General features: G+C 71.1%; 20 protein-coding genes. 8 read left to right on the forward strand and 12 right to left on the reverse strand.

The window, feature by feature from the left end; translation table 11 throughout:
- Window positions 1-148: 148 nt before the first annotated feature.
- A complete protein-coding gene (locus ACFVX4_RS14855; protein WP_389976331.1) occupies window positions 149-1,000 on the reverse strand; it encodes an SMP-30/gluconolactonase/LRE family protein in 852 nt (283 codons plus the stop codon).
- Window positions 1,001-1,089: 89 nt separating this feature from the next.
- Complete coding sequence (locus ACFVX4_RS14860) at window positions 1,090-1,674, reverse strand: TIGR03086 family metal-binding protein (protein WP_389976334.1); 585 nt, start codon at window positions 1,672-1,674, stop codon at window positions 1,090-1,092.
- A gap of 180 nt (window positions 1,675-1,854) precedes the next feature.
- On the opposite strand from ACFVX4_RS14860, the gene ACFVX4_RS14865 reads away from it, so the two are divergent.
- Window positions 1,855-2,664, forward strand: coding sequence for a methyltransferase domain-containing protein (locus ACFVX4_RS14865; protein WP_389976337.1), 810 nt, complete (start codon window positions 1,855-1,857; stop codon window positions 2,662-2,664).
- A 107-nt stretch (window positions 2,665-2,771) separates the two neighbouring features.
- Window positions 2,772-3,137, forward strand: coding sequence for a VOC family protein (locus ACFVX4_RS14870; protein WP_385333370.1), 366 nt, complete (start codon window positions 2,772-2,774; stop codon window positions 3,135-3,137).
- Between the two features lie 51 nt (window positions 3,138-3,188).
- Here the strand turns inward: ACFVX4_RS14870 and ACFVX4_RS14875 are convergent, their stop codons facing one another.
- Complete coding sequence (locus tag ACFVX4_RS14875; RefSeq protein WP_389976340.1) at window positions 3,189-5,159, reverse strand: DUF5107 domain-containing protein; 1,971 nt, start codon at window positions 5,157-5,159, stop codon at window positions 3,189-3,191.
- A 254-nt stretch (window positions 5,160-5,413) separates the two neighbouring features.
- Between ACFVX4_RS14875 and ACFVX4_RS14880 the strand changes: the two genes are divergently transcribed.
- Window positions 5,414-5,749 carry a DUF6204 family protein gene (locus tag ACFVX4_RS14880; RefSeq protein WP_389976343.1) on the forward strand — a complete coding sequence of 112 codons (336 nt, stop codon included), beginning with the start codon at window positions 5,414-5,416 and terminating at the stop codon, window positions 5,747-5,749.
- A gap of 19 nt (window positions 5,750-5,768) precedes the next feature.
- On the opposite strand, the gene ACFVX4_RS14885 is transcribed toward ACFVX4_RS14880, so the two are convergent.
- The 3 genes from ACFVX4_RS14885 to ACFVX4_RS14895 form a co-directional block, all read right to left on the reverse strand.
- Window positions 5,769-6,068 carry a hypothetical protein gene (locus tag ACFVX4_RS14885; protein ID WP_389976345.1) on the reverse strand — a complete coding sequence of 100 codons (300 nt, stop codon included), beginning with the start codon at window positions 6,066-6,068 and terminating at the stop codon, window positions 5,769-5,771.
- The gene (locus tag ACFVX4_RS14890; RefSeq protein ID WP_389976348.1) at window positions 6,031-6,225 is read right to left on the reverse strand and encodes a hypothetical protein; all 195 of its coding nucleotides are present in this window, start codon (window positions 6,223-6,225) and stop codon (window positions 6,031-6,033) included. The genes ACFVX4_RS14885 and ACFVX4_RS14890 overlap by 38 nt, the downstream gene beginning before the upstream one ends.
- 139 nt (window positions 6,226-6,364) lie before the next feature.
- Entirely contained in the window at window positions 6,365-7,384 is a 1,020-nt protein-coding gene (locus ACFVX4_RS14895) for a hypothetical protein (protein WP_389976351.1), read from the reverse strand.
- A 104-nt stretch (window positions 7,385-7,488) separates the two neighbouring features.
- On the opposite strand from ACFVX4_RS14895, the gene ACFVX4_RS14900 reads away from it, so the two are divergent.
- Together ACFVX4_RS14900 and ACFVX4_RS14905 are read left to right on the forward strand one after the other, a co-directional pair.
- Window positions 7,489-7,875 (forward strand): hypothetical protein, encoded by a 387-nt coding sequence (locus ACFVX4_RS14900; RefSeq protein ID WP_389976354.1) that lies wholly within the window; start codon window positions 7,489-7,491, stop codon window positions 7,873-7,875.
- Entirely contained in the window at window positions 7,854-8,012 is a 159-nt protein-coding gene (locus ACFVX4_RS14905) for a hypothetical protein (RefSeq protein WP_389976356.1), read from the forward strand. Before ACFVX4_RS14900 ends, ACFVX4_RS14905 begins: the two co-directional genes overlap by 22 nt.
- Before the next feature lie 145 nt (window positions 8,013-8,157).
- Here the strand turns inward: ACFVX4_RS14905 and asnB are convergent, their stop codons facing one another.
- On the reverse strand, window positions 8,158-10,005 hold the full coding sequence (asnB, locus tag ACFVX4_RS14910; RefSeq protein WP_389976358.1) for an asparagine synthase (glutamine-hydrolyzing): 1,848 nt from the start codon (window positions 10,003-10,005) through the stop codon (window positions 8,158-8,160).
- Between the two features lie 366 nt (window positions 10,006-10,371).
- Here asnB and ACFVX4_RS14915 point away from each other — a divergent pair, with 366 nt between their 5' ends.
- Both ACFVX4_RS14915 and ACFVX4_RS14920 read left to right on the forward strand, forming a co-directional pair.
- Window positions 10,372-11,997, forward strand: a complete 1,626-nt coding sequence (locus ACFVX4_RS14915; RefSeq protein WP_389976360.1) for a glycosyltransferase family 39 protein — start codon at window positions 10,372-10,374, stop codon at window positions 11,995-11,997.
- Between the two features lie 77 nt (window positions 11,998-12,074).
- On the forward strand, window positions 12,075-12,821 hold the full coding sequence (locus tag ACFVX4_RS14920) for a carbon-nitrogen hydrolase family protein (protein WP_389976363.1): 747 nt from the start codon (window positions 12,075-12,077) through the stop codon (window positions 12,819-12,821).
- Here ACFVX4_RS14920 and ACFVX4_RS14925 read toward each other — a convergent pair.
- From ACFVX4_RS14925 to ACFVX4_RS14940, 4 genes are read right to left on the reverse strand one after another with little or no spacing between them, the layout of a single operon-like run.
- Complete coding sequence (locus tag ACFVX4_RS14925) at window positions 12,818-13,381, reverse strand: GNAT family N-acetyltransferase (RefSeq protein ID WP_389976365.1); 564 nt, start codon at window positions 13,379-13,381, stop codon at window positions 12,818-12,820. The genes ACFVX4_RS14920 and ACFVX4_RS14925 overlap by 4 nt on opposite strands.
- Window positions 13,382-13,440: 59 nt before the next feature.
- Window positions 13,441-14,502, reverse strand: coding sequence for an oligogalacturonate lyase family protein (locus ACFVX4_RS14930; RefSeq protein WP_389976368.1), 1,062 nt, complete (start codon window positions 14,500-14,502; stop codon window positions 13,441-13,443).
- Window positions 14,499-17,684 (reverse strand): hypothetical protein, encoded by a 3,186-nt coding sequence (locus tag ACFVX4_RS14935; protein WP_389976371.1) that lies wholly within the window; start codon window positions 17,682-17,684, stop codon window positions 14,499-14,501. The genes ACFVX4_RS14930 and ACFVX4_RS14935 overlap by 4 nt, the downstream gene beginning before the upstream one ends.
- A 56-nt stretch (window positions 17,685-17,740) precedes the next feature.
- Entirely contained in the window at window positions 17,741-19,063 is a 1,323-nt protein-coding gene (locus tag ACFVX4_RS14940; protein ID WP_389976374.1) for an ABC transporter substrate-binding protein, read from the reverse strand.
- 318 nt (window positions 19,064-19,381) lie between these two features.
- Here ACFVX4_RS14940 and ACFVX4_RS14945 point away from each other — a divergent pair, with 318 nt between their 5' ends.
- On the forward strand, window positions 19,382-20,554 hold the full coding sequence (locus ACFVX4_RS14945) for a LacI family DNA-binding transcriptional regulator (protein ID WP_389976377.1): 1,173 nt from the start codon (window positions 19,382-19,384) through the stop codon (window positions 20,552-20,554).
- 16 nt (window positions 20,555-20,570) lie between these two features.
- On the opposite strand, the gene ACFVX4_RS14950 is transcribed toward ACFVX4_RS14945, so the two are convergent.
- On the reverse strand, window positions 20,571-22,400 hold the full coding sequence (locus ACFVX4_RS14950; RefSeq protein WP_389976380.1) for a CocE/NonD family hydrolase: 1,830 nt from the start codon (window positions 22,398-22,400) through the stop codon (window positions 20,571-20,573).
- Window positions 22,401-22,475: the final 75 nt, after the last annotated feature.

Genomic DNA, 22,475 nt, shown 5'->3' on the forward strand with positions numbered 1-22,475 from the left:
ATGTGCCAGGCAGCCTTGGCCCTCTTTCGCTGCCTCCTATCTCTCTTTTCGCTTTGCTTTGCATTAGGTGTTTTTGGGGCGAGGTTTCGACTGCCCGCGCCAGACGAAGGAGGAGCGGCCGCGGCGGTGACCGGCAGGTGAGGCGGGATCAGCCCGTGAAGGCAACCTGGGGCATTCCGCGCCCCGCGTCCGGCAGTACCAGCAGCGATCCGGACAGCGGGTGCGGGGCGGCGAGCCCCGTGCGGGCCGTCGAGATGTAGAGGTCGCTCAGGTCGCTGCCGCCGAAGGCGCAGGCGGTCGGACGCCGTACCGGCAGTGCGACGATCCGGTCCAGGGCGCCGTCGGCCGTGTACCGGCGCACCGCCGCACCGTCCCACAGGGCGACCCAGACGGCACCTTCGGCGTCGACCGTCAGCCCGTCGGGGAATCCCGCGCCGTCCTCGACGGTGGCGAACGGGCGCCGGTTCACGGCGTGTTCGCCGTCGAAGTCGAAGACGTCGATCCGGCGCGTGGGTGTGTCGATGAAGTACATCAGCCGGCCGTCCGGGCTCCACCCGATGCCGTTGGCGCATGCCACGGCGGGCAGCACGGGGGTCACCGCGCCGTCGGCCGCGACGCGGGTGAGGCTGCCCCCGTCGGCGGCTCCGTCGTAGCGCATGGTGCCCGCCCACAGCGCCCCGTCCGGCGCGACCGCCGCGTCGTTGCCGCGCCGGCCCGGCTCCGGGTCGTGGACCAGCCAGTGGAAGGCGCCGTCCGGGTCGTACAGGCCGATGCCGTCGCGCAGATTGACCACGAGTCCGCCGCCGGCGCGCGGCTTGGCCGCCCCGACGTGCTGTTCGGTCGCCATCACCGTACGGCGGCCGCTCACCGGGTCGTAGGTGTGCACGCGCGCGGAGACGATGTCGACCCAGATCAGCCGGCCGGTGACCGGGTCCCAGGTCGGGCCCTCGCCGAGCTCGGCCTGCTCATGTACGGCCACGTCCAGATACGGTGCGTTCACTTCTGCCTCTCGTGACCGGAATATCGAACCCACACTAATCTTTTTCGCGTGGCATTTGGCCCGGCAACGCCACCCGGCCGCGGGTGACCTCAGGCCCGTCGGCCGAGCAGTGCGAGCAGCCGCGCCTGCGGGTCGGCGTCCGCCGCGGTGTCGAGGGGTGCGGCGAACAGACCGCTCTGCGAGAGGTCCTTCGCGTACGGTCCGACCTCACGGCGCGCGAACTCGACCAGCCGGGCGGGCAGCCGCTCGTCGGCACCGATCGCCCGGGACAGGTCCCAGGCGTGGACCACGACGTCGGCCACCATCTGCGCACAGTAGGCGTCGGCGGCGCTGTCCCCGTACGAGAGGTTCACCGTCCGCTCCAGGGCGCCCGGCGCCTCGAACGCCCTGCGCGCCCCGTCCGCCGCCCGGTCCCAGGCGGTCACGGGGTCGTCGCCCAGCACATCGCCGTCGAAGGCGTCACCGACATCGGTGACGGTGCGGCCCCCGGTGACCAGCGGCACCACCCAGAGCTGTTCGGAGGTGAGATGGGCGACCAGCTCACGGACGGTCCACTCGGTGCACGGGGTCGGTGCGGACCACTGGTCCTCGCGCACCGCGTGCACCCGGTCGGTGAAGAGCCGGAGCGCCTCGCCGTGGCGGTCGAGGAGTTCACTTGCGGAGACGGATGCCATGCGTTCACCCTCCCCGGCCCGGAGCCGGGGCGCGAACGCAACTCGTCCATATAGCAAGACATGTATCTCATCATTCGACACTGCGGCGTACGGTGACGGTACCGATCAGCGCTTCGCGGCTCGCGTCTCCGCCGTGTTCCGAGACGTTTCCAGCCGCGTTCCGAGAAAGGATGCACGGCCATGCCGAAGGAGACCGCCGTCTACACCCACGGCCACCACGAGTCGGTGCTGCGCTCGCACCGATGGCGCACCGCCGCCAATTCCGCGGCCTATCTGATCGACGAACTCCGCCCCGGCCTGACCGTGCTGGACGTCGGTTGCGGCCCCGGCACCATCACCGCGGACCTGGCCGCGCTGGTCGCTCCCGGCCGGGTGACCGCCGTCGACACCACCGAGCAGATCCTGTCCCAGGCGGCGGGCGTCGCGGCCGAACGCGGGCTGGACAACGTCGAATTCACCACCGCCGACGTGCACGCCCTGGACTTTCCCGACGACTCCTTCGATGTCGTCCACGCCCACCAGGTGCTCCAGCACGTGGGCGACCCGGCGCAGGCACTGCGCGAGATGCGGCGCGTCTGCCGCCCCGGCGGCATCGTCGCGGCCCGCGACAGCGACTACGCGGCGATGGCCTGGTACCCGGAGGTTCCCGGCCTGGACGACTGGCTGGACCTGTACCGCCGGGTCGCCCGAGCCAACGGCGGCGAGCCGGACGCGGGCCGCCGGCTGCTGTCCTGGGCGCGCCGGGCCGGCTTCACCGACATCACCCCGACCGCCGCCAACTGGTGTTTCGCCACCCCGGAGAGCAGGGCCTGGTGGAGCGGCATGTGGGCGGACCGCACGGTCGGCTCGGCGTACGCGGAGATGGCCACCGCCGGCGGCCGTGCCGGCACCGAGGACTTGTCGGGGATCGCCGCCGCGTGGCGCGAGTGGGGCACGCGGGACGACGCCTGGTTCATGGTCCCGCACGGCGAGGTGCTCTGCCGGGCCTGAGCCCGCGGCGGACTCCGCGGCCCTCCCGGCGGCTGTGACCGCGGGCTCCGCCGCGCCCCTCCCCGAATCGATCACGCGCCGATGTGCCGCCAACTACCCTTGCGGGCATGGACATTCTGGGAACCACGCTCCGCATCTGCGTCGACGACCTGGAGGCCGCGGTGGCCTTCTACGAGGACCTCACAGGCAGCTCGGCGCTCCGCTTCGAGCGCGGCGGGGTCTCGGTCGCCGCGATCAGCTGCTTCCTCCTGATGAGCGGCCCGGAGGCGGAGCTGGAGATCCTGCGCAAGGTGACGGCGACGATCGCGGTCAAGGACGTCGACGACGCGCACGCCGCCCTCGCCCGCGTCGGTGCCCGGATCCTCGCCGGACCGGTACCGACGCCGGTCGGCCGGAACCTGATCGCCGTGCACCCGGACGGTTCGGTCTTCGAGTACGTCGACCGGACCCTGCCGTCCGGACCGGGCCGCTGAGAGCAGACCCGGACCGGCGCGGGCAAGGGCGTCCGGGGCGGACAGGCCCCCTCAACTCTTGGGACGCATCCGGTAGTTGTACGCATCGGGCAGCGGCTCGTCCGTGAGTAGGGCCCATACCTCGTCCAGGATCTCCGCGCCCTCGCGCAGATCCTCGACCTCGAAGCCCTCGTCGAAGACGGTCCGGGCGGCGGTCAGGTCGCCCTCGGCGATCAGCAGCCGTGCCTCCAGCAGGCGGAACCGGCCGCGCTGCCGGACCGCCGGAGGCAGGGCGGCCCATACGGCCCGGACCGCTGCCGGGCGCCCGGCCGTCAGCAGCGCCTCCATCGCCTCCCGGCCCAGCGCCGCCGAGGCCGCCGTCCAGGCCTCGCCGCCGTCGCGGCGTTCCGCGCACAGGTCGTCGAACGCCTCGCCGTAGAGGTCCGCGGCCCGGTCCCACTGGCGGCCCTCCTCGGCGGCGACGGCGAGGCACCGCAGCAGCGGCCAGCGCGAGGGGGCGAGTGCCAGTCCGCGCTCCCAGCTGCGGACCGCCTGGGCGCGGTCACCGGCGTGCCACTGGGCGACGCCCAGGTGGTACTCGGTGAGGGGCTCGGCGGGAGCCGTCTCCAGCATGTCGCGCCAGTGCGGGGAGACCAGGGAGGGGCCGGGCGGGGCCGCCCTGCGCGGCTCGGAAAAGGTGCCCTGGTCCAGCAACTCCAGCCAGGGCCGCTGCTGTTCGCCGAGGGTTGAGTCGGCGAACGGTGTGCCGGGAAGCTCGTACTTGCCCCGCCGGACCTCCAGCGCGCCCCAGCCCGAGCCGGTGGCGAGCGACTCGCCGGGTTCGGTGTCGGCGCAGGGGCGCCAGGCGACGTAGGCGGCCTCGACGTCGGTGCGCGACAGCGCCTCGGCGAGCCGCTGTTCGGTCTCGGCTCGGGCCGCCGCCCAGTCCTCGCCGTGCACGGCGAGCGGGTCCGCGGACAGCGGCCCGTACGACTCCAGCCAGCTGAACTCGGCACCCGGTTCGAGGGGGACGTGCTCCAGCTGGGTGCGGGCCAGTCCGGCCTGGATCTCGGCGTATCCGACGGTGCCGGGCTCGGTGAGCCACTCCTGCCAGCGCCGCCCGCCCGCGCCGCTGCCCCAGAGGAACAGCTTCCGGCCGCGCAGCAGGTCGGTCGACGTCTGGACGAGTCCGTGGCCGTCCTGGTCGAGCGAGGCTATCCAGCGGCGGGCGCCGTCGGGCACCTCGTAGAAGTAGTCGGCGGGGAAGTCGCCGCGCAGCGGGTACGTACGGTCGACGGAGCCGGTCACAGGGACCGGGACCCGGGTCAGGGTTCGTTGGTACCCGAAGTGCCATGCCTCGTCGGCGGGGGCCAGGACGCGGGTGCGTTCGCCTTCGGGCACGGCGATGTTGGACCACCAGTACACGGGTGCGGTGTGCTCGTGGGGATTGCGGATCCGTACGCCGACGTGCAGGAAGTCGGAGTCCTCGGGCAGCCAGAGATCCACCTGGAACGGCAGGTCGCGCAGTCGCTCCCACTCCCAGAGGCGGACCATCTCGCCCCCGTCTGGCGCGGGTACGCGGGCCGCGTGGAGCGGGGCGCAGGACAGCGTGGTGTGGCCCGTGGCGCCGATGTTCCACTCGATGCCGCCGGAGAACCAGGCGCCGTTGAGCGCGAAGTCGGCGGGCTGGAGCACGGGGTTGGTGTAGAGAAGTTCGCGGCCGGTCGGCTTGTGGTGGAGGGAGTGGATGCGGCCGCCGAGTCCGGGCAGGACGGTGGCCCGCAGCCGGTCGTTCTCGATGACGATCGCGTCGAGTCCGGTGGGGGTGCGCTCACGCCGGTACCCGTCGAGGATGCGCACCGGCAGCACGGTGGCCAGTGGCCGATAGCCGATCTGGCGTGCCATGTCACGTGGCAGTGCGGCCCGGTCGCGTTCGTCGACCACATGCATCTCGTCGAGCGGCCGCAGCGCGGGCAGCGGATTCTCCGGGCCCAGTGGTGCGGCGGGCAGAGTCAGTACAGCGCGTCGTACGGTCGTGGCCAAGGCAACCTCACTCCCTCGCACGGGCCGCCGCAGGTCCGGGCGCCCCCGATGACCATGGAACACGCTGGACAACGTCCCGGCCAGGGGCATTGCCACCAGACTTCGGCAAAGACCACGGGGACGGCCCGCGGCCCGCCTCCGGTGCCGCCCGATAATTCGGATGCGCCCCGCCCGTACCGCCGTAACCTTGGCCCCCGACGGTTCATGAGAGTGGCCGATGCGGCACACACGTACGGAACGCGGAGCGGGACACGATGAGCACGCAGCACACCTACCGAGTGATCGTGCGCGGCACCTGGGACGGCCTGACGGACGGGGCCCGCGCCCGGCTGCTGTCCGAGGTGGACGGACACGGCCTGAGCGCGATGCAGTTCACCGAGGAGGGCTCGCTCGCGTACGACCGTGTGCTCAAGCACTTCAGCTTCCGGTACGAGGTCGTCTCCGACGCCGACGACGGCGAGGAGATGGCGGCCGCGATCGCCGAGGACCGCGCGGAGACCTACCTGAACGAGCAGGGGTACGGCCATGGCGCGCTGCGGTCCACGGTGACCGACATGGACACGATGAAGATCAATTACAAGGGCCGGTGAGACGGCGGGCTCGGTGCGGTCAGGTGGTGCCGCCGTCCTCCCAGTCCGAGCAGACCGCCTTGGCGGAGCCCGAGGTGCAGACCATGAGAGCGACGTCGCGTCCCTCGGGGTAGTCCCGTGTGTAGCGTCCGGTGGTGAAGCGCGCCACTCCCTCGCCCTTGACGCTCAGGTACGCGACGGTCTTTCGGCCGTTGCCGAAGTGGTCCTGGACATCCAGATACTCCTTGCGGTCCCCGGCGGCAGGGGTGAAATCGACCCGGACCGACGAGCTGCCCTTCTTGTCACCATGCGGTGTAGAAGTCCGGGTTGCTCGGCACATTCACCCGGCCGCCGTCGCACTGCCAGGAGGCGGCGGTACGCATGTCCGCCTGGGCGGGCGCGGCCGGGAGCACGACCGCGCCGAACACGGCGGCGGCGGCGACCGCGCTCTTCAGATACGCATGACACCGCGCTGGAAACGGAATACGAAATTGCATGAGTTCTCCCTGAGTGGGCCGGGAACCGGCTACCGCCGCCGAGTGAGCAGCGGCACAGTCCCAGGCTCAGGGGCGGTCGCAGTGCGGACAACGTGTTTCGGCGCAGCCCGAAGAGGGTTGCGGTGTGGTCACCCGGCCTTCAACTCCGCCCGGACGACATCGCGCGGGACTCCACGAGCAGCGGCTCCTCGCCGAAGCTGATCCGGGCGCCACCGCGGACGTCGGCTGTACTCCCGTCCATGCGACTCAGCCGGTACGCGCCCGCGCCGTCGGGCAGGGACACCTCGGTCCGCCCTGCCGTGGTCCAGTACACGGACAGCTCCACGCCGTCGCGCGCGAAGCGGCACAGGTACGCGCTCCGCGCGAGGCCCATCCGGGTTCCACGGCCGCAGGACACGATCCGGGCGTCGTCCAGCCACCGCTGCAGCCGTGCGATGCGGCGCCCCGCCTCGGTCGGAGGGCCTCCCACCGGCTGCACCACGAGGGGCACCGTCGAGCTGCCCCAGCTGTAGAAATACATCCGCCGGATCCCGAAGTTCCGGGCGTAGAGCCCGGACAGGTAGAAACGCACCGCGTAGTCGCGGGCACGCCGGGCGCTGAGCGGCGCGGTCACGGCGACGCTCCTGTCGGGGCCCGTGTTCCACAGCGCGACATCGGACTGTTCCTCCTCGAAGAGCGTGCGCTGCACACTCTCGGCGAGGTCGATGATCTCCTCGGGAGGCCCGTCGGCCCTGCGCGGCGGCATCTTCAGAGCCGCCGCATCACACCGCTCGAAGGCGCCCGTACGTGCGAACTCCCGCAGCAGCCGCTCACCGCGCTGTTGCCTGAGCTCCCCGAAGGACGGACAGACGACCGTGGCCGCCGGATCGACCCGGCGGATGATCCGGGCCGCGCGCTCGACCATCTCCGCAAGGGTCCGGACGGTCCCGGCGTAGTGCAGCCGGTGGCTCGGGTAGTCCCACAGCTCGTACGCCTCGATACGGCCCCGATAGCGCGTGACGAGCTTCTCGATGAAGCGGTCCCATACGGCGAGGTCGTCCGGGGGCGAGGCGAGCGAGTCGCGGTACCCGGACCTGCGCCCGTTCTCGGCCGCCCACAGCGGGGTGCCCGCGATGGTGAACAGCACGGGCAGCCGCTTCCGTTCGGCCGCATCGACCATGCGCTGCAGCGTGGTCCAGTCGTAGTGGCCCGCGTCTCGTCACCCAGGTCGATTCCGACCGCACCTGGCGGGCCCGGACCCAGTGTGCCCATGGCACCGAGGAGATGCTCAAGACCTTCGGACCCCTCATGCGCTGGCGGCCGCCAGTGCTGGAGGCGGACTATCCGGTCGACCAGGAAGTGCACCTGCGGGGCCGGGGTCTGCTGCTGATCCCGTCGTACTTCTGCCATCGGACCCCTGTCGCGCTGGCCGACGACTCGCTGCCGCCGACCCTCGTCTACCCGGCAAGGATCGCGGACCCGCCGTCCGCGACACTCACCACGTCGGCACGCGCACGCCTGGAGGCCCTCGCACGGCTGCTCGGGCACACCCCGGCAGCCGTACTGGAGTCCCCGACCGTAGCTGCACGACCGGCGAACTGGCCCGGCGGGCAAGGGTTTCACTGTCCTCGGCGAGCGAGCACGCGGCCGTGCTGCGCGATGCCGGTCTGATCTCCAGCAGCCGTCAGCGCAACTCCGAGCGGCATGCGCTGACCCCCATGGGCCTGGCGCTGCTCGACGACTCCCCCGCCGGTCGGTACGAGTCGTCGTACTCGCCCTTGTCCAGGCAGCGGCAGTCACCGGTGTAGTCGTGCTCGGTGCAGATCCGCGCGGACGTGTTCCCTGAGACCGTGGCTCTGTCACCACCGAAGTGGGCGCCTGCTTCGACCGACGCGAACCCGGACGCGCCACCTGTCGAGCCGTCGTCCGGCGCGCCTGCCGACGGCGGCGTGTTCAGCCGAGGATCAGTTCGGGCTCGTACAGATCCAGCCACATGGCGAGGTCCAGGGTGCGTTCCAGGCCGCGGCGGGACGCCGAGGTGACCTGGGGCGCGTGGTGGTCGGCTGCCCTGCGGAGCCGGTCGCGGTCGACCATGTCGAACACGCGGTGGTCCGGGCGGGCGAGCAGTTCGCGGGCGTACCCCTGCAGGGCGATGGCGTACTTGGGGTCCTGGGTCGACGGATAGGGGCTCTTGGTCCTGTCGTACACCGACCGGGGCAGCACATCCGCGGTGGCCTCGCGCAGCAGGCTCTTCTCCCGGCCGTCGAAGGACTTGATGGCCCAGGGCGCGTTGTAGACGTACTCGACGAGCCGGTGGTCGCAGAAGGGCACCCGGACCTCCAGGCCGACCGCCATGCTGGCGCGGTCCTTCCGGTCGAGCAGGACGCGCACGAACCGGGTCAGGTGGAGGTGGCAGATCCTGCGCATGCGGTACTCGAAGTCGCTCTCGCCGGTGAGGCGTTCGATGCCGGCGACGGCGGACTCGTAGCTGTCGCGGACGTACGCCCCCAGATCGAGGGCCCGGCCGAGGTCGTCGCGGAGCACGCCCGAGTCCTCGCCGAAGTGCTCGGCGAACCGCACCAGCCAGGGGAAGGTGTCGGCGCTACGGGCCTCCTCGTCGAAGAACTGGAGGTAGCCGCCGAAGACCTCGTCGGCGGACTCGCCGGACAGCGCGACGGTCGAGTGTTCGCGGATGGCCCGGAAGAGCAGATAGAGCGAGGCGTCCATGTCGCCGAGGCCCATGGGTATGTCCCGGGCCCGGATCATCCGGGCCCGTACCTCCGGGTCGGCGAGGGTGTCGGGGTCGAGCACGATGTCCCGGTGGAGGGTGCCCGACTGCTGGGCCACGTCGTGCACGAACGGGGTGTCGGGGGTGGTGCGGAGCTCGTCGGCGACGAAGTTCTCGGTGCGTCCCACGAAGTCGACGGCGAAGGTGCGGACCTTCTCGCCGCTCTCGGCGAGCTGCCGGGCGGCGAGTGCGGTGACCGCCGACGAGTCGAGTCCGCCGGAGAGCAGGATGCAGCGGGGTACGTCGGAGACCAGCTGACGGCGCACGATGTCGTCGAGCAGCGACCGTACGGTGGCGATCGAGGTGTCCCGGTCGTCGGGGTGCGGGCGGGTCTCCAGCCGCCAGTAGACGTGCCGGCGCAGGCCGCCGCGGTCCACGGTGACGACCGTGCCGGGCTCCACCTCGTACATGCCGTCCCACACGGCGTGGCCGGGGGTCTTGACGACGGTGAAGAGCTCCCGCAGCCCGTCGAGGGTCACCCGGGGCCTGGCCAGCGGATTGGCCAGGATGGCCTTGGGCTCCGAGCCGAAGAGCACACCGTCGGGCGTCGGCCAGTAGTAGAAGGGCTTGACGCCCATCCGGTCGCGGATCATGACGAGCCGGTCGTGGCGGCCGTCCCAGATCGCGAAGGCGTACATGCCGTTGAGCCGCTCGGCAAGGGCCTCGCCCCACTCCAGATAGCCGCGCAGCACCACCTCGGTGTCCGAGTCGGTGGTGAACCGGTGCCCGCGGGCGGTCAGTTCACCGCGGAGTTCGATGAAGTTGTACGCCTCACCGGAGTAGACGAGGGCGACCGCCCCCTCGGGTGTGTCGACGGTCATGGGCTGACGCCCGCCGGGCAGGTCGATGATCGCGAGCCGCCGGTGTCCGAGCGAGGCGTGACCGGCGGTCCAGGTCCCCCGGTCGTCGGGTCCCCGGCAGGACATGGTCTCCGTCATCGCGTCCAGTTTCGCGACCTCCTCGGCCGCCCGCAGATCGCGGTCGAAGGAGACCCAGCCGGCGATGCCACACATATGCGTCCTCCCGATCCGGTCCCGCCCGGCAGAACCAGTTGTAATTAGCAGCTATATGACGAGCGTCTGCCTGCGATTGCGTACGGTCAACACGACCGTTACCTGGGCGGGGGCACACCCCTCCTACTTTCGGCCGCGGTTTTCCGCTTCCTGTACGGAGTGCCGTCCTCCGGAACCCTTGTGGGAACGGCTCGTGAGCTCGGCAAGGAGCCCGAATCAGCCATCGGTAAAGACTTGCTCAACCCGGGGTCGGCCAGTGGGGTGGAAGGGTCCGGGCAAGGGGTCCGTGGTGGGTGCGACGAGCGCGACCGGCTGCCGCCCCCAGTCGTTCAATCAACGAGCAGTCGATCACCGTCGATCAACTGGGTGAGAGACCCCCACCGGACGGAGCACGTCATCTCTCTCGTCGAGCACTCCTCCTCCACCCCCGCCGACGCGCGAACGGAACACCGCCCGCCGCCGTTCCTGAGCCCCCTGCGCCGGTGGGCGCCGTGGGCCCCGGGCCTGATGGCGCTGCTCGTCGGGCTCTGGGGAATCCGCCGCCAGGGCACCCTGTGGGGCGACGAGGCGGTCACCTACGCGATGGCACACCGCGATGTGCCGCAGATCTGGCACACCCTGAGCCATATCGATGCGGTGCACGGCCTGTACTACCTGTTGATGCGCGGGGTGTTCGCCCTCTGGGACGGCGGCCTGGTGGCGCTGCGGCTGCCGTCGGTGCTGGCGGTGGCCGCGGCGGCGGTCGGCATCGTCAGGATCGGGCAACGGCTCGGGGCGACGCGGGCCGGTCTGCTGGCGGGCGCGGTGTTCCCGCTTCTGCCACCGGTGCAGCGGTACGCGCAGGAGGGACGGTCCTACGCCCTGGTCTGCGCCCTGGTCACCTGGGCGAGTTACCTCCTCGTCAGCAATCTCTCCCGGCCCCGGCGGAGGGGCTGGGTGGCCTACGGCGCGGTGATACTGACGGCCTGTCTGCTCCACGAGTTGGCCGTACTGATAGTTCTTGCCCATGGTGTGACCGTCTTCCGGGCGCGACGGGAGCGCCCGGTGAGGCGGGCGTGGAGCATTGCGGCGGGCGGGGTGCTCGCCGGGCTCCTGCCGTTGGCCGCCTTCAGCACCACGCAGTCCGAGCAGGTGGACTGGATCGGTCCGCCGGACGCCGGAGCGGTGCTGGGCTTCGTCGTGACGGCCCTGCTGGGTGTCGCCTTCGCCCGCGTGCCCCGGCTTTCGCACGGTGCGCGGGTCGCGACCGGCGTTCGGCTTTCGCGCGGTCCGATTCCGTTGTCCGAGCTGGCGCTCCCGCTGCTGATCCTGCCCCCCGCGCTGCTGATGCTGACGAGCCCGCTGCACCCGTTGTACGTGGACCGGTACGTCCTGGCCTCGGCGATCGGCCTCGCACTCCTGACCGGCTCCATGCTGGACCGGCTCGGGCGGTCGGCCCGGTCCGCCGGCACCGTGCGGCGTGTGACATGTGCGGTGGCACTGGCCGCGGTGTTCCTCGCGCTCGTACCCGTGAGCATCGCGCTGCGGAAGCCGGAGAGCCGCGAGAACGACGCCGTCGCCATCGCCCGGACAGTCCGAAGGGTCGCCGAGCCGGGCGACGGGCTGCTGTTCACGCCGATCCGCAGGCGGGTGTGGACGCTGGCCCGGCCGGACGACTTCCGGGCCCTGACCGACCTCGCCCTGGAACGGACACCGGTCGAGTCGGGCACGCTGTCCGGCCGGGAACTGCCGCCCGACAGGATCCGGGAGCGCATGCTGGCCGACGAACGCATCGTGGTCGTACGCGACCTGGCGGGCCGGCCGCTGGAGACGGACGCGCGCGAGGTGGTGAAGCGGGCCACCCTCGACGAGTTCTTCGAGGAGTGCACCGACCGGACGGTCACCCAGGCACGCATCACCGTGTTCGCCAGGCCCGGCCACTGCCGGACCGCCCCACCCCGCCCCGCCCCGGGTCACGGCCCGGGACCGCACCGGCCGGAGACCGCTCGATAGGCTGGCCACGACCCTGTTCGCGCCTTCGGGGCAGCCCGCCCCGGAACGCCCGGCCGACCGGCTGATCCGGAGTACCCGTGCACGTCCCCGTACCGCTCACCGTCGCCGTCGCCGTCGCCCAGCCCGCCTGTGTTCCTCTCGACGTCGCCGCCAACTCCGCGGCCCACGCGGCGGCGGTCCTGCGTTCGGGGGCTCGGCTGGTCGTCTTCCCGGAGCTCTCGCTCACCGGCTACGACCTCGCCGCCGAGGCCGTGTCCCCCGACGACCCCCGGCTGCGCCCGCTCGTCACGGCCTGTGGCGAGGCGGGGGCGACGGCCCTGGCCGGGGCGCCGGTGCGTGCCGCGGACGGGCGCGAGTACCTTGCCACCCTGGCCGTCACGGGACAGGGCGCGCGATGCGTGTACGGCAAGATGTGGCTGCACGGCGCGGAGTCCGGCCGGTTCACCCCCGGCGAGAAGCCGCAGGTCCTGGTGGTCGACGGGCATCGGCTGGGGCTTGCGGTGTGCTACGACGCCGCGGTTCCCGATCACGCCGCCGGCACCGCCGCGCTCGGCATCGACGCCTATGTGGCGAGCACCCTCTACGGCCCCGGACCCGAGCAGGCCGCCCGCCGCGACGGACACATGAGCCGCACGGCGCTCGCCCATGGGGTGTGGGCGGTGCTGGCCACCTCGGCGGGCCCGAGCGGAACGTACGAACGGACATCGGGCGGCTCCGGCATCTGGGCGCCGGACGGCACCGCGGTCGTGCAGGCCGGGCCCGAAGCCGGCGCCCTGGTGTCCGCGGCGGTGGGCGGGGCCCGGCCCGCGTCAAAGGCTTCCTAGGACTTCTTGCCGGTCATCTCGGCGGTGATGGCCCACCGCTCGTGGTCGCGCCAGGCTCCGTCGATGAAGAGGAAGTCCGGCGAGAAGCCTTCGAGACGGAATCCGGCCCGTCGGACGAGGGCGAGCGAGCCCTCGTTACCGGGCTGGATGTTGGCTTCGAGGCGGTGCAGACCGAGCGGCCCGAAGGCGTACCGCAGGACCAGGTCCAGCCCTTCGCCCATCAGGCCGCGTCCTGCCGCGTGGGCGAAGGCTCCGTATCCGAGCGCACCGCAGCGGAACGCGCCGGTGACGATGTTGTTGATGTTGATGAACCCCGCGATCCCGTCGGCGGGCCCGCTCCCGCCGCCGCGCTCGCAGACGAGGAAGCCCGCCCTCGTGGGGTCGTCGATCAGCCGGCCCGCGTAGGCGGCGTACGCACGGGCGTCGTCGGGCGGGAAGAGCCAGGGGCTGTGCAAGTCCCGGCTCTCCCGCGCCCGAGTGGTGAACTCCTCGGCATCGGCCAGTGCGAAGGGGCGGATGGCCGTGCGCCGCCCCTCGGCCAGATAGTCGCTCCCAGACATCACGCCAGCCTACGGGCTGTCCCGTAATCCCTGGCGGGCGCGTACCTCGGGACGGGTCCTCAGGGCACGGCCCGGGGCACGGAAACCCGGGCCACCGCGACCTCGCCGGTCGACGGATCGCCGTGGTTGTGGAGGACGGCGGTGCCGTCGGGCGTGAACACCGGGTGCGGGTGCCGGGGGTGCCGGTCGGCCGCCGTCCGGGCCAGGGGCGTACGGGCGCCCGTGGCGACGTCGACGAGCACGATGTCGGAGACCTGTCCCGCGTTCTGCCAGCCCCGGCCCGTCGCGTCGTGGGGACCGCTCGTGTCGACGACGGCCCACCGTCCGTCGCGGCTGATGTCACAGTGCCAGTCCCGTTCCCCCTCGCTGACGAGGCGGGCCGCCCGGCCGTCCGGGTGGACCGTGTACAGGCCGCGCGGCCCCGCCTCGCTCTCGCCGTACGCGCACACCACGGCGCCCAGGTCGTGGAACATCCAGCGTTCGTGGCCCACGGCGAGCGTGGCGCCGTCGACCGCCTGCTCGAAGACGCAACGGCCCTCCGGCGCCCGCGTGGGGTGCCGGGCCCAGATCCGGTCCGGGATCTCCCGGGCGGGCCCCTCGTGGGCGAAGGTCAGCCATGACTCGTCGTGCGGGCTGTGGGCCGGGTGGTTGGCGAACCAGCCCTTGCCGAACAGTTCGTCGGCCTTTCCGGTGGACACGGAGATCTCCAGGCAGGTCACCGGTGCCTCCCGGTCCTCGGGCTGTTCCATCACCACCACCCGGTCCCCCGATGCCGTGAGGGAGCACAGGTTCTGCAGGGTGTGCCCGGGAGCGGCCGTGTACAGCCGCTCGGGGGCACCGGAGTCCAGGTCGAGGACGTGGACAGCACCGTTCCAGACCCAGGCCACCCGTTCGGCGGCCAGGGCCACATCCGGCCAGAGCAGCTGCTCCGGCCCCGTGGTGCTGGGTTCCGGTTCGTACAGCGGGCGTGCGGCACGCTCCTCGTCGCGCCAGCGGACGCTGGTGAGCCCGAGGGCGCCGGTGGCCGGTGAGTACCGGGTCAGCACCAGTCGTTCGCCCTCGGCGTGGAATCCGTTGGTGTGGGGGTAGGGCAGGTGCGCACCGGCGAGCAGAAGAGTCATCGCACGAGCCTCACGGACCGGAACAGGGCGGGGTTCTTGGGCGAGGCGCCCACTCCGGCACCCCATTGGAGGTAGCCGTCACGCGCGTCGGTGCCGGTGCCCGCGTCGGCGTCGTTGACGAGGAACGACAGTCCGAACGTCCCGGTGGGCGGCCGGTCGAATCCGAGCGAGGTCCAGGGGACGGCGAGCCGGTAGGTGGTGGTCCGGGCCTTCTCGTCACGCACGACGGAGACGTCCGCACCCGGCGTGGGCCCGGCCTGCTGCCCCGGCGGGGCGGCCCAGGTGTAGGCGACGGGGCCGCTCGGCAGCAGCGCCGCACCGACCTCCACCCGGTTGCCGTCGGGCGTGCCGGGGAAGCCCGAGTAGAGGTCGTACTGGATGGAGTCGACCTGCCAGGCCGCCGAAGGATCCGTCCGGTCCGCGTTGTGCACGTCGTCCTTGATGACCGCGTCCAGGATCAGGTCCTGGTCCGTGTGGGTGTAGCGGACGGTCCCGGAGAGATCGTCGGGGCCGGTCCTGGTACCGCCCCGCAGACTCGCCCAGTTCCCGACGGAGTTCAGGTCCGTCGGTTCGAGGGTGGTGTCACCCGCGGGTTCGACGGGGCTGAGGCTGAGCGAGCCGGAGTCCGCGGCATCGCCGGCCGTGACGGAGTAGGCGTAGGGCACGAACTGAGCGGCCCCGGTGGGGAGTTCGACGGTCTTCTCGAACGACTTCCCGGCCGGGACCGGGCCCGGATCCGCGATCGTGCCCATCCACGGCCCGACTCGCCAGCCCACCGGCGAAGGGGCCAGCGCCCGCTCCGGGTCGTTGTTGGTGATCCTCACGGTGAGGCCGCCACCGGTCCTCCTGATGTCGGGCCGCCCGGTCACGGTGTACGGCTCGACCACCTTCGTCGTGGTGCGCAGCAGGGCCCGACGGCCGAAGGAGGCGCTGACATCGCGTACGCCGGTGGTCGCGGTGGCGGGCACCTGCAGCGTGAGCGAGGTCCTCGCACCCGGCTTGGTCCTCAGCGTGCCGTGCACGCCGTCGACCGTGACCGGTAGCCGGCGGGGCAGTGCGCCCGTCTTGGTGCGGTCCGCGGTGACGGTGACCTTCAGGCCGGCGCCGGTGACCGACTGCTCGGCCGTACTCAGCGAGAGCGGCGAGTTCGTGACCGTCACGCCGGCGACCGGCCCTTCGAGGAAGACGGGGCTGCCGTCGAGGCCGAGCGTGACGCGCCCGGCCGTCGGAACGAGTGTGCTCCGCTTGCCGAACTGATCGGTCAGCGTCAGGGGCCGGTCGGTGCGGACCGAGACCGTGCGGGGCGAAGTGGCCCACAGGGAACGGGTGGTGGTGCCGTACGGGTAGACGTGGACGACCGGGTCGCCCGCGCTCTCCCGGGCGCCGAGCTGCTTGCCCGCGGTCCGGCGGATGAGGACGGCGTTGGTGACGGCGGCGGGCTTGGGGGCCAGCCCTTGGACGCCGCCCCCGGCGCGGCGGAACAGGCCGAAGCGGTGTTCGCGTTCGCCGGGGTTGTCGCCGTCGTCGAGGATGTCGTACCAGAAGTACTTGTCGGCACCGGCCGCGCGGGCCAGCGTCTGGGCGCGGATCAGATAGTCGGCCTGCTGGGTCTCGCTCCAACCGCCGGTGTTCGTGGGCCAACCGTTCTCGGTGACCCAGATCGGCATCTTCTTGCGCGCCTCGACCTTCTTCACCAGCTGTGTGAACTCCCCGAGTGCCTTGATCTCCTCCGGCGGCGTGCCGGGCGCGTCCCCCGCGCTGCTGTAGTAGTTGACGCTGAAGGTGTCGAGGTAGTCCAGGCCGCCGCGGGCGATGAAGTCGTCGTGCCAGGCGAGCTGGGTGCCGGCCGAGGTGGGGCCCACCACATTGGCGTCCGGCATGGCCTGCTTCACCGCTTTGGCCATGTCGATATAGCACTTGGCGGTGATGCCGCAGGCTCCGTCGTTGAATCCGGTCCCGTTGAACTCGTTGTAGACGGAGAAGTCCTTGGTGTACGGGGCATAGGCAGTGGCCGCTGCCGCGCCGAACCTGGCGAAGGCCGCCAGCCCCTCGGGGGAGCTCGGTGTCTTGCCGCCGTCGTAGAGCGGGTTGCGGTATCCGAGGATCGGCATGGTCCTGATGCCGCGCTTCGCCGCGTTCTTCAGCCCCGCGTCGAGGGGGTAGGCGCCGAAGTCGTAGACGCCCTTCTGCTTCTCCACCGACCAGTTGACATCGGATCTGACCTCGCTCCAGCCCACGGTGGCGGCGGAATCGAGCAGTGTGTCCTCCCACCCCGGCTGCCAGCCGTAGTGCATGGCCACGGCGTAGTAGGGATCCTTGGCGGGTGCCGGGGTGACGACGCCGAACGAGGTGGTCCGCGTCACCGGGGCGCCGGAGTCGGCGGTGGCGGTGAGCGTGTAGTAGCCGGGGCCGAGATCCTTGATGTCGAGGGCGGCCTTGCCCGACGCGACCTGCGCCGTGCCGGACTTCAGGGGTACGCCGTTCGCGTCGCCGATGGTCCAGCCGACCCGGTCGGCCGCGGAGGCGAAGGTGATCGGGCCCTGGTCCGCGCCCTGGGCGAAGAGCAGACGGCGCGAGGTGATGTTGAGCAGCGGGGCGTCGGTGAACTCGACGGATATCCGGCTGAAGCAGACCGGGGGCATGTTCTCGGCCGTCGCCTGCACATCGAGCCGGAAGTCGGCCCCGTTGGCGCGGTTGGCGAACCGGATGTCGCCGAGTTCGAACTGGTGGCTCTGCCAGGTTCCGGTGCCCTTCATCGACAGACCGGACGTGCCGGTGAAGGCGTTCGACTGCGAGTCGTACTGGAGGTTCATGCCGACCGCGGCCGCGTCGAAGTAGTCGACCGTGACCACGGCCCGCTTCGCCCCGGCCGGGACGGCACCGGCCGCCACGTCGACGTACAGGTACCGGTTGTACGGATCACCCGTCATCGTCCAGCAGCTTCGCCCCGCTTGTTCGCGGACCGCGTGGGCGGGGTCCTTGTCGCGGTCGCCGGGCCAGGCCCGTTCGATGCCTTCGTACGCGGGCTGCGCGCCGAGTACGGCCGTGGCACGGGCGGCCTGCGCATGCGCAGGCGCGGCGGCGGGCGCCTGCAACAGGGTTGCTGCCAGGGCCGCGACGGCAAGCGTCGTGAGCGTGCGGCGCAGCCGGGGGAGCCTTCTTCTCGGTGGTGCTCCGGACATCGCGAAGTCCCTTCTCGTGGAGCTGTCGGGCTGCTGGGCCGTTCATGGCGTCGGCGTCACCGCTGCGACCGGTCGAGGACCGGGCCGATCCTCCGGTCCGCCTTCTCCAGCTCGGCGGCCGGGTCGGCGCTCTCCCGGGTCAGGACCGCTTGCACGGCGCTGTCCAGTGCCGCGTACAACTGCTGTGCGGCAACGGGTGGTTCGACGACGTACTCGGTCGTGCCGAGACTGTTCAGGTAGGGGGCGAAGTTCTTCAGCGGCACGTTGGAGTGCTTGCGTTCGGCCGCGGCGGCCGGGCCGGAGACCTTCGCGTCGTAGAAGGGCAGGCCGGGGACTCCGGCGGGGTTCTTGTCGGCGGCGATCTGCTCGGTGCGCTGTGCGGCCGGCGCGGGATCGTACTTGGTCCTCAGATAGAAGAAGTTGATCCACTTGGCCGCGGCACTGCGCCGCGCCTCGTCCGGCGAGACGACGGCGACACCGCCGCCGAGGAGGGTGGCGTTCTCGCCCCCCGAAGGGAGCGGGGCCTGTCCGTAGGCGTCGGGACTGCCGTGGAACTTGGAGACATGGGCGCCGTACGTGCTGGGCGAACCCAGCAGCATGGCGACCTTCCCACTGGCGAAGTCGCGGGTCAGGTCGTCGGTGCCACGCAGGTGCTGCTTCCCCATCGACCCGTCGGCCCAGCGCATGGACTTCAGCAGTCCGAGGGCCTTGCCGGTCGGGCCCTCCCGGAAGGCCGTGATCTGTTTGCCGTCCGCCTTCTTCTCCATCCGGCCGCCGTAGGAGTACGTCATGGTGGTCAGCATCCAGCCGCCGGTGTTGTCGGTGGTGTGCATGCCGAAGCCGGCGACACCGGTCCGGTCCGTGATCGTCCTGGCGTCGGTGCGCAACTCGTCCCAGGTGGTGGGCGGCTTGTCGGGGTCGAGGCCCGCCTTGGTGAACAACTCGCGGTTGTAGACCAGGCCGACGGAGTACATCTCGGTGGGGATGCCGTACACCTTCCCGTCGGAGCCGGTGGCCGGGGCGAGCAGCCGCTTGTCGAACTCCGCTCCGTGCGGCAGCTCCTTGATCTCCTTGCTGAGATCAGCGATCTGATGCCGTTCGATCATCTCCGGCGGGTAGGTCAGCGGCACCCGGAAGACGGTCTCCAGCTGGCCGGAGGCAAGACGCGCGGGAAAGGTCTTGGCGTCCCACAGTGCGTCGGTCGGCTTGATCCTGATGTCCGGGTTGGCCTTCTCGAAGGCCTTGACCTGAGCGAGGAAGTCCTTCCGGCCGGCCGGAAGAGTGGTCGGCGGCATGCCCGCGACGGTGATCTCCGTCCTGCCGTCCGCACTCTTCCCACTCTCGCCGCCGCTCCCGCAGGCGGCGAGGGAGACAACCATCAGCGCAGCCGCTCCGAGGGCGGCGAATCGCGGCCGTCGGCTCCTCGTCCGCCTGCTGAGTGATCTGTGCGTGGGTTCGGTCATCACGGCTCCCATGGATGCGGATCGGGCTGAGCAGAAGCTAGCAATAGCGCGTTAACGCGTAAAGATGTCGCGGCGAACTCGCTTGAAGCGCTGCCGAAGTTCGTGCAGTTAACACACCAGGAATGCCGTTGTTCGTCCCCGCCCACCACTTGGACCCCAGGCCCGTGGGGCATCTTCTGCTCAGCGGCGACCCGGAGTTACCCTTAGCGCGTTAACGTGTCAGGGAATGAGCCGGTGAACGATGGGGGCAGCATGATCGAGGCCGAGCGCGACGGCACCGGCCAGGAACCGCTCTACCGGATGGTGAAGCGGGATCTTGTCGCGGACATCGACCGGGGTGCCTATGAGCCCGATCAGCCCTTCATCAGTCAGCGCGAGGTCTGCGAGAGGTTCGGCGTCAGCTCCACGACCGCGGTGCGGGCCCTCAACGAACTGGTCACCGAGGGGTACTTGGTCCGACAGCGAGGGCGCGGGACGTTCGTGGCGGAGCGGAGCTCACCCCCGGCCGCTGCCGGAGCCGGGGCGCGTGAACGCTCGGTCGCCTGTGTGATGCACGGGCACGGCCCGCACCAGTCGGACGTCCTCGACGGCATCGAGTCGGTGTGCGGCGAGGAGGGGCTGCGGATGTTCCTGTCGAACTCCAAGGGCTCTAAGCAGGCGGAGGAGCAGTCCCTGCGTCTGGCCCTGCAGACGGGCGCCGGCGGGGTGGTGCTCTACCCCGTCGACAGCAACTCGGACTCACCGGCGCTGGCCGAGCTCGCCCGGTGCGGCGTCCCTGTCGTCATGATCGACCGCTACCACCCCGAATCCCCCAGCGATGCCGTCGTCTTCGACAACTACGCGGTGGGATTCGGGCTCACCGAGCACCTCATCGAGCGTGGCCATCGCCGGATCGCCACGCTCTGGGACGAGACCGACGTCACCAGCGTGACGGAGCGGCTGACCGGGCACGTCCAGGCGCTGCGCACCCACGGCATCCCGGTCTCACCGGAGCTCACCGCCCTGACGACCTATCACAAGCTCCCCGACGAGCGGCGGCTCAAGGTGCTCTCGGCCTTCCTGGACCGCCCGGAGCCGCCCACCGTCCTGCTCTGCGTCAACGGCCACACCCTGGCGCATGCCGCCCGGGACCTGTCCGTCCTCGGCCTCGAGGTGCCCGGTCAGATCGAACTCGCCGGCATGGACGACGCCGGCCCCTTCGACCTGCTTCCGCTGACGGTCGCCGCCGCCCGCCTCCCCTCCCGGGAGATGGGCCGCCGGGCGATGGAGCTGCTCGCGCAGCGCATCCGGAACCCGGACGGTCCGCACGAGGTACGGCACATCCTGCTGCCCGTCGAGATCCGGACGCGCGACTCCGCGCAGGCGTATCTGCGGGTGGTCGGGGCCGGGCAGGCCCGGCCGGCCTGACCCCGACCGGGCCGCGTCACTTGAGCCGGCCGCCGACCACCGGAAGCTCCAGCACGCCGGTGTCCTCCGGGGCGCTGACCACCGTGACCGGCTTGATTCCCCGGTTGCCCGAGTACGCGCTGTCGCTCGCCGCGATCACGAATTCGAGCCGGTGTCCGGCTTCGTACCGGTGGACGATGCCCGGGAGCCGCACGGTGAACGAGCGGGTGACGTCCGGCACCCGCACCGGGGAGACCAGCCGGTTCACCAGCGTCCTGCTCCCGTCCGGGGCGACGTCGTAGACCTTGGCGAACAGGACGAGCTTGTCGGCGGCGTCGCCGCTGTTCTGGACCCGCTCCGTCTTCGGCGAGACCACCTTCAGGGTGGCCTTCGGTGCGCCGACGACATCGACGGGGGACGTCAGCGGGGCGCTGGTCCAGCCGAGGTAGGTGCCCTTGGTGTCATAGGGCTTGGGGTCGGGCAGTCCGATCAGGCCGGCGAGCGAGTTCTCCGAATGGCTGGTGGGAACGAGCCAGTTGGCGTACTGACGGCTGCCCCGGGCGACCTTGGACCGGTTGTCGACGAGCTTGCCGTCGCCGGACAGGTACACCTTCTGCGAGAGGGCCGGCACGGAGTCCGCGGTGCCGTAACCGCTCTTCCAGTCCCGGTAGTAGGCGAAGTCGGGCCCGGTGTCGGTGTTCTTCCGGTGCTGGAGGTAGCGGTCGAACCAGGCGAGGACCCGCTGTCCGACGTAGCTGGTCTCCAGGTTGCCCTTGCCCAGGTCGAGTTCGCCGGGCACCTGCCCACCGCTGTGTCCCCAGGCCTGCCAGATCATCTTGGCCGTGGTGCCCTGTGCCTTGAGGGTGTCGTACGTGGCGGTGGCCTCGTTCAGGTTGAACAGGCTGTCGGCCTGGCCCTGGACGAGCAGTGTGGGTGCCTTGACCTTGCCGAGGTAGTCGACCGGCGAGACGCTGCGCGCGTAGTCGAGCATCGCGGCGGTCCGGTCCGCCGGGTAGCGGCCGGAGTTGAGCAGCCGGATGGTGTCGCAGGCCCGTGACGCGAAGTGGAGGCAGGTGAGGTTGTTGAACCGGGACGGGTCGAGGCTCGCGTTGAGGACCGTCTGCCCCTCCCCCATCAGATAGAAGCCGTTGGTCCACTGCCACTTGAAGACCCCGGCGGTGTCGGACGAAACACCCTTGCGCGTACCGGCGTTGTTCGGGGCGAGCGCGTACGCCAGGTCGTTCCAGGTGATCAGCGGTACGAGGGCGTCGACGCGCCGGTCGACGGCCGCGGTGGCCATCTGGATGGCACCGCCGTACGAGCCGCCGATCATGCCGACCCTGGGGTCGCCCCTGCCGTCCCGGGTGACGTAGTCGGCCTCGGTGCCGTCGTCGGCGGCGCGGGTCCCGGCGAGGAAGTCGATGAGCCCGGCGGCCGCCCTGCCGTCGATGGCCGGGTCGTCGAGGGTGATGAGACAGCCCGACTTGCCGAAGCCGAGGCCGGAGTAGACGAGGCCGACATAGCCGCGGGAGGCGAAGGCCTTGCCGATGGCGCCGGCCGAGCCGTCCGACTTGCTGCCGCCGAAACCGTTGGTGGCGAGTACGGCGGGGGCCGGGTGCTGTGCGTCGACCCCGGCGGGGCGGTACAGATCGGCATCGACGGTGCAGGAGCGACCGCCCGCCTGAAGGGTGAACTTCAGCGGGGTGATGGTGTATTGGCCGGCCTCGGCGGCGGTCGCCCGCGCCGCACCGGTGAGGACCAACGGTGCGGCGAGCGCGGCTCCGGCCACATAGGCGACCGACTTCCGGGAGAACGTCCGATAGCCGGACCGGGGGCGGGAAACAGCACGCGACACGAAGACCTCCACACCGAGGGCGCCTTACCGACCGGTAAGCAATGGACCGCGCTCATGCTGTGACACGTGTCATAGTGATGTCAACGC

Source organism: Streptomyces sp. NPDC058240, from assembly GCF_042882135.1.
Classification (GTDB): domain Bacteria; phylum Actinomycetota; class Actinomycetes; order Streptomycetales; family Streptomycetaceae; genus Streptomyces.

What these genes read in the sequence shown, in the direction of transcription:
- ACFVX4_RS14935 (WP_389976371.1), bottom strand. Translation starts at nt 17,684, where the DNA reads ATGTCCGGAGCACCACCGAGAAGAAGGCTCCCCCGGCTGCGCCGCACG.
- ACFVX4_RS14890 (WP_389976348.1), bottom strand. Translation starts at nt 6,225, where the DNA reads ATGCAATTTCGTATTCCGTTTCCAGCGCGGTGTCATGCGTATCTGAAG.
- ACFVX4_RS14930 (WP_389976368.1), bottom strand. Translation starts at nt 14,502, where the DNA reads ATGACTCTTCTGCTCGCCGGTGCGCACCTGCCCTACCCCCACACCAAC.
- ACFVX4_RS14900 (WP_389976354.1), top strand. Translation starts at nt 7,489, where the DNA reads ATGCTCAAGACCTTCGGACCCCTCATGCGCTGGCGGCCGCCAGTGCTG.
- ACFVX4_RS14925 (WP_389976365.1), bottom strand. Translation starts at nt 13,381, where the DNA reads ATGTCTGGGAGCGACTATCTGGCCGAGGGGCGGCGCACGGCCATCCGC.
- ACFVX4_RS14895 (WP_389976351.1), bottom strand. Translation starts at nt 7,384, where the DNA reads ATGGTCGATGCGGCCGAACGGAAGCGGCTGCCCGTGCTGTTCACCATC.
- ACFVX4_RS14940 (WP_389976374.1), bottom strand. Translation starts at nt 19,063, where the DNA reads ATGGTTGTCTCCCTCGCCGCCTGCGGGAGCGGCGGCGAGAGTGGGAAG.
- asnB (WP_389976358.1), bottom strand. Translation starts at nt 10,005, where the DNA reads ATGTGTGGCATCGCCGGCTGGGTCTCCTTCGACCGCGATCTGCGGGCG.
- ACFVX4_RS14870 (WP_385333370.1), top strand. Translation starts at nt 2,772, where the DNA reads ATGGACATTCTGGGAACCACGCTCCGCATCTGCGTCGACGACCTGGAG.
- ACFVX4_RS14885 (WP_389976345.1), bottom strand. Translation starts at nt 6,068, where the DNA reads ATGTGCCGAGCAACCCGGACTTCTACACCGCATGGTGACAAGAAGGGC.
- ACFVX4_RS14860 (WP_389976334.1), bottom strand. Translation starts at nt 1,674, where the DNA reads ATGGCATCCGTCTCCGCAAGTGAACTCCTCGACCGCCACGGCGAGGCG.
- ACFVX4_RS14865 (WP_389976337.1), top strand. Translation starts at nt 1,855, where the DNA reads ATGCCGAAGGAGACCGCCGTCTACACCCACGGCCACCACGAGTCGGTG.
- ACFVX4_RS14880 (WP_389976343.1), top strand. Translation starts at nt 5,414, where the DNA reads ATGAGCACGCAGCACACCTACCGAGTGATCGTGCGCGGCACCTGGGAC.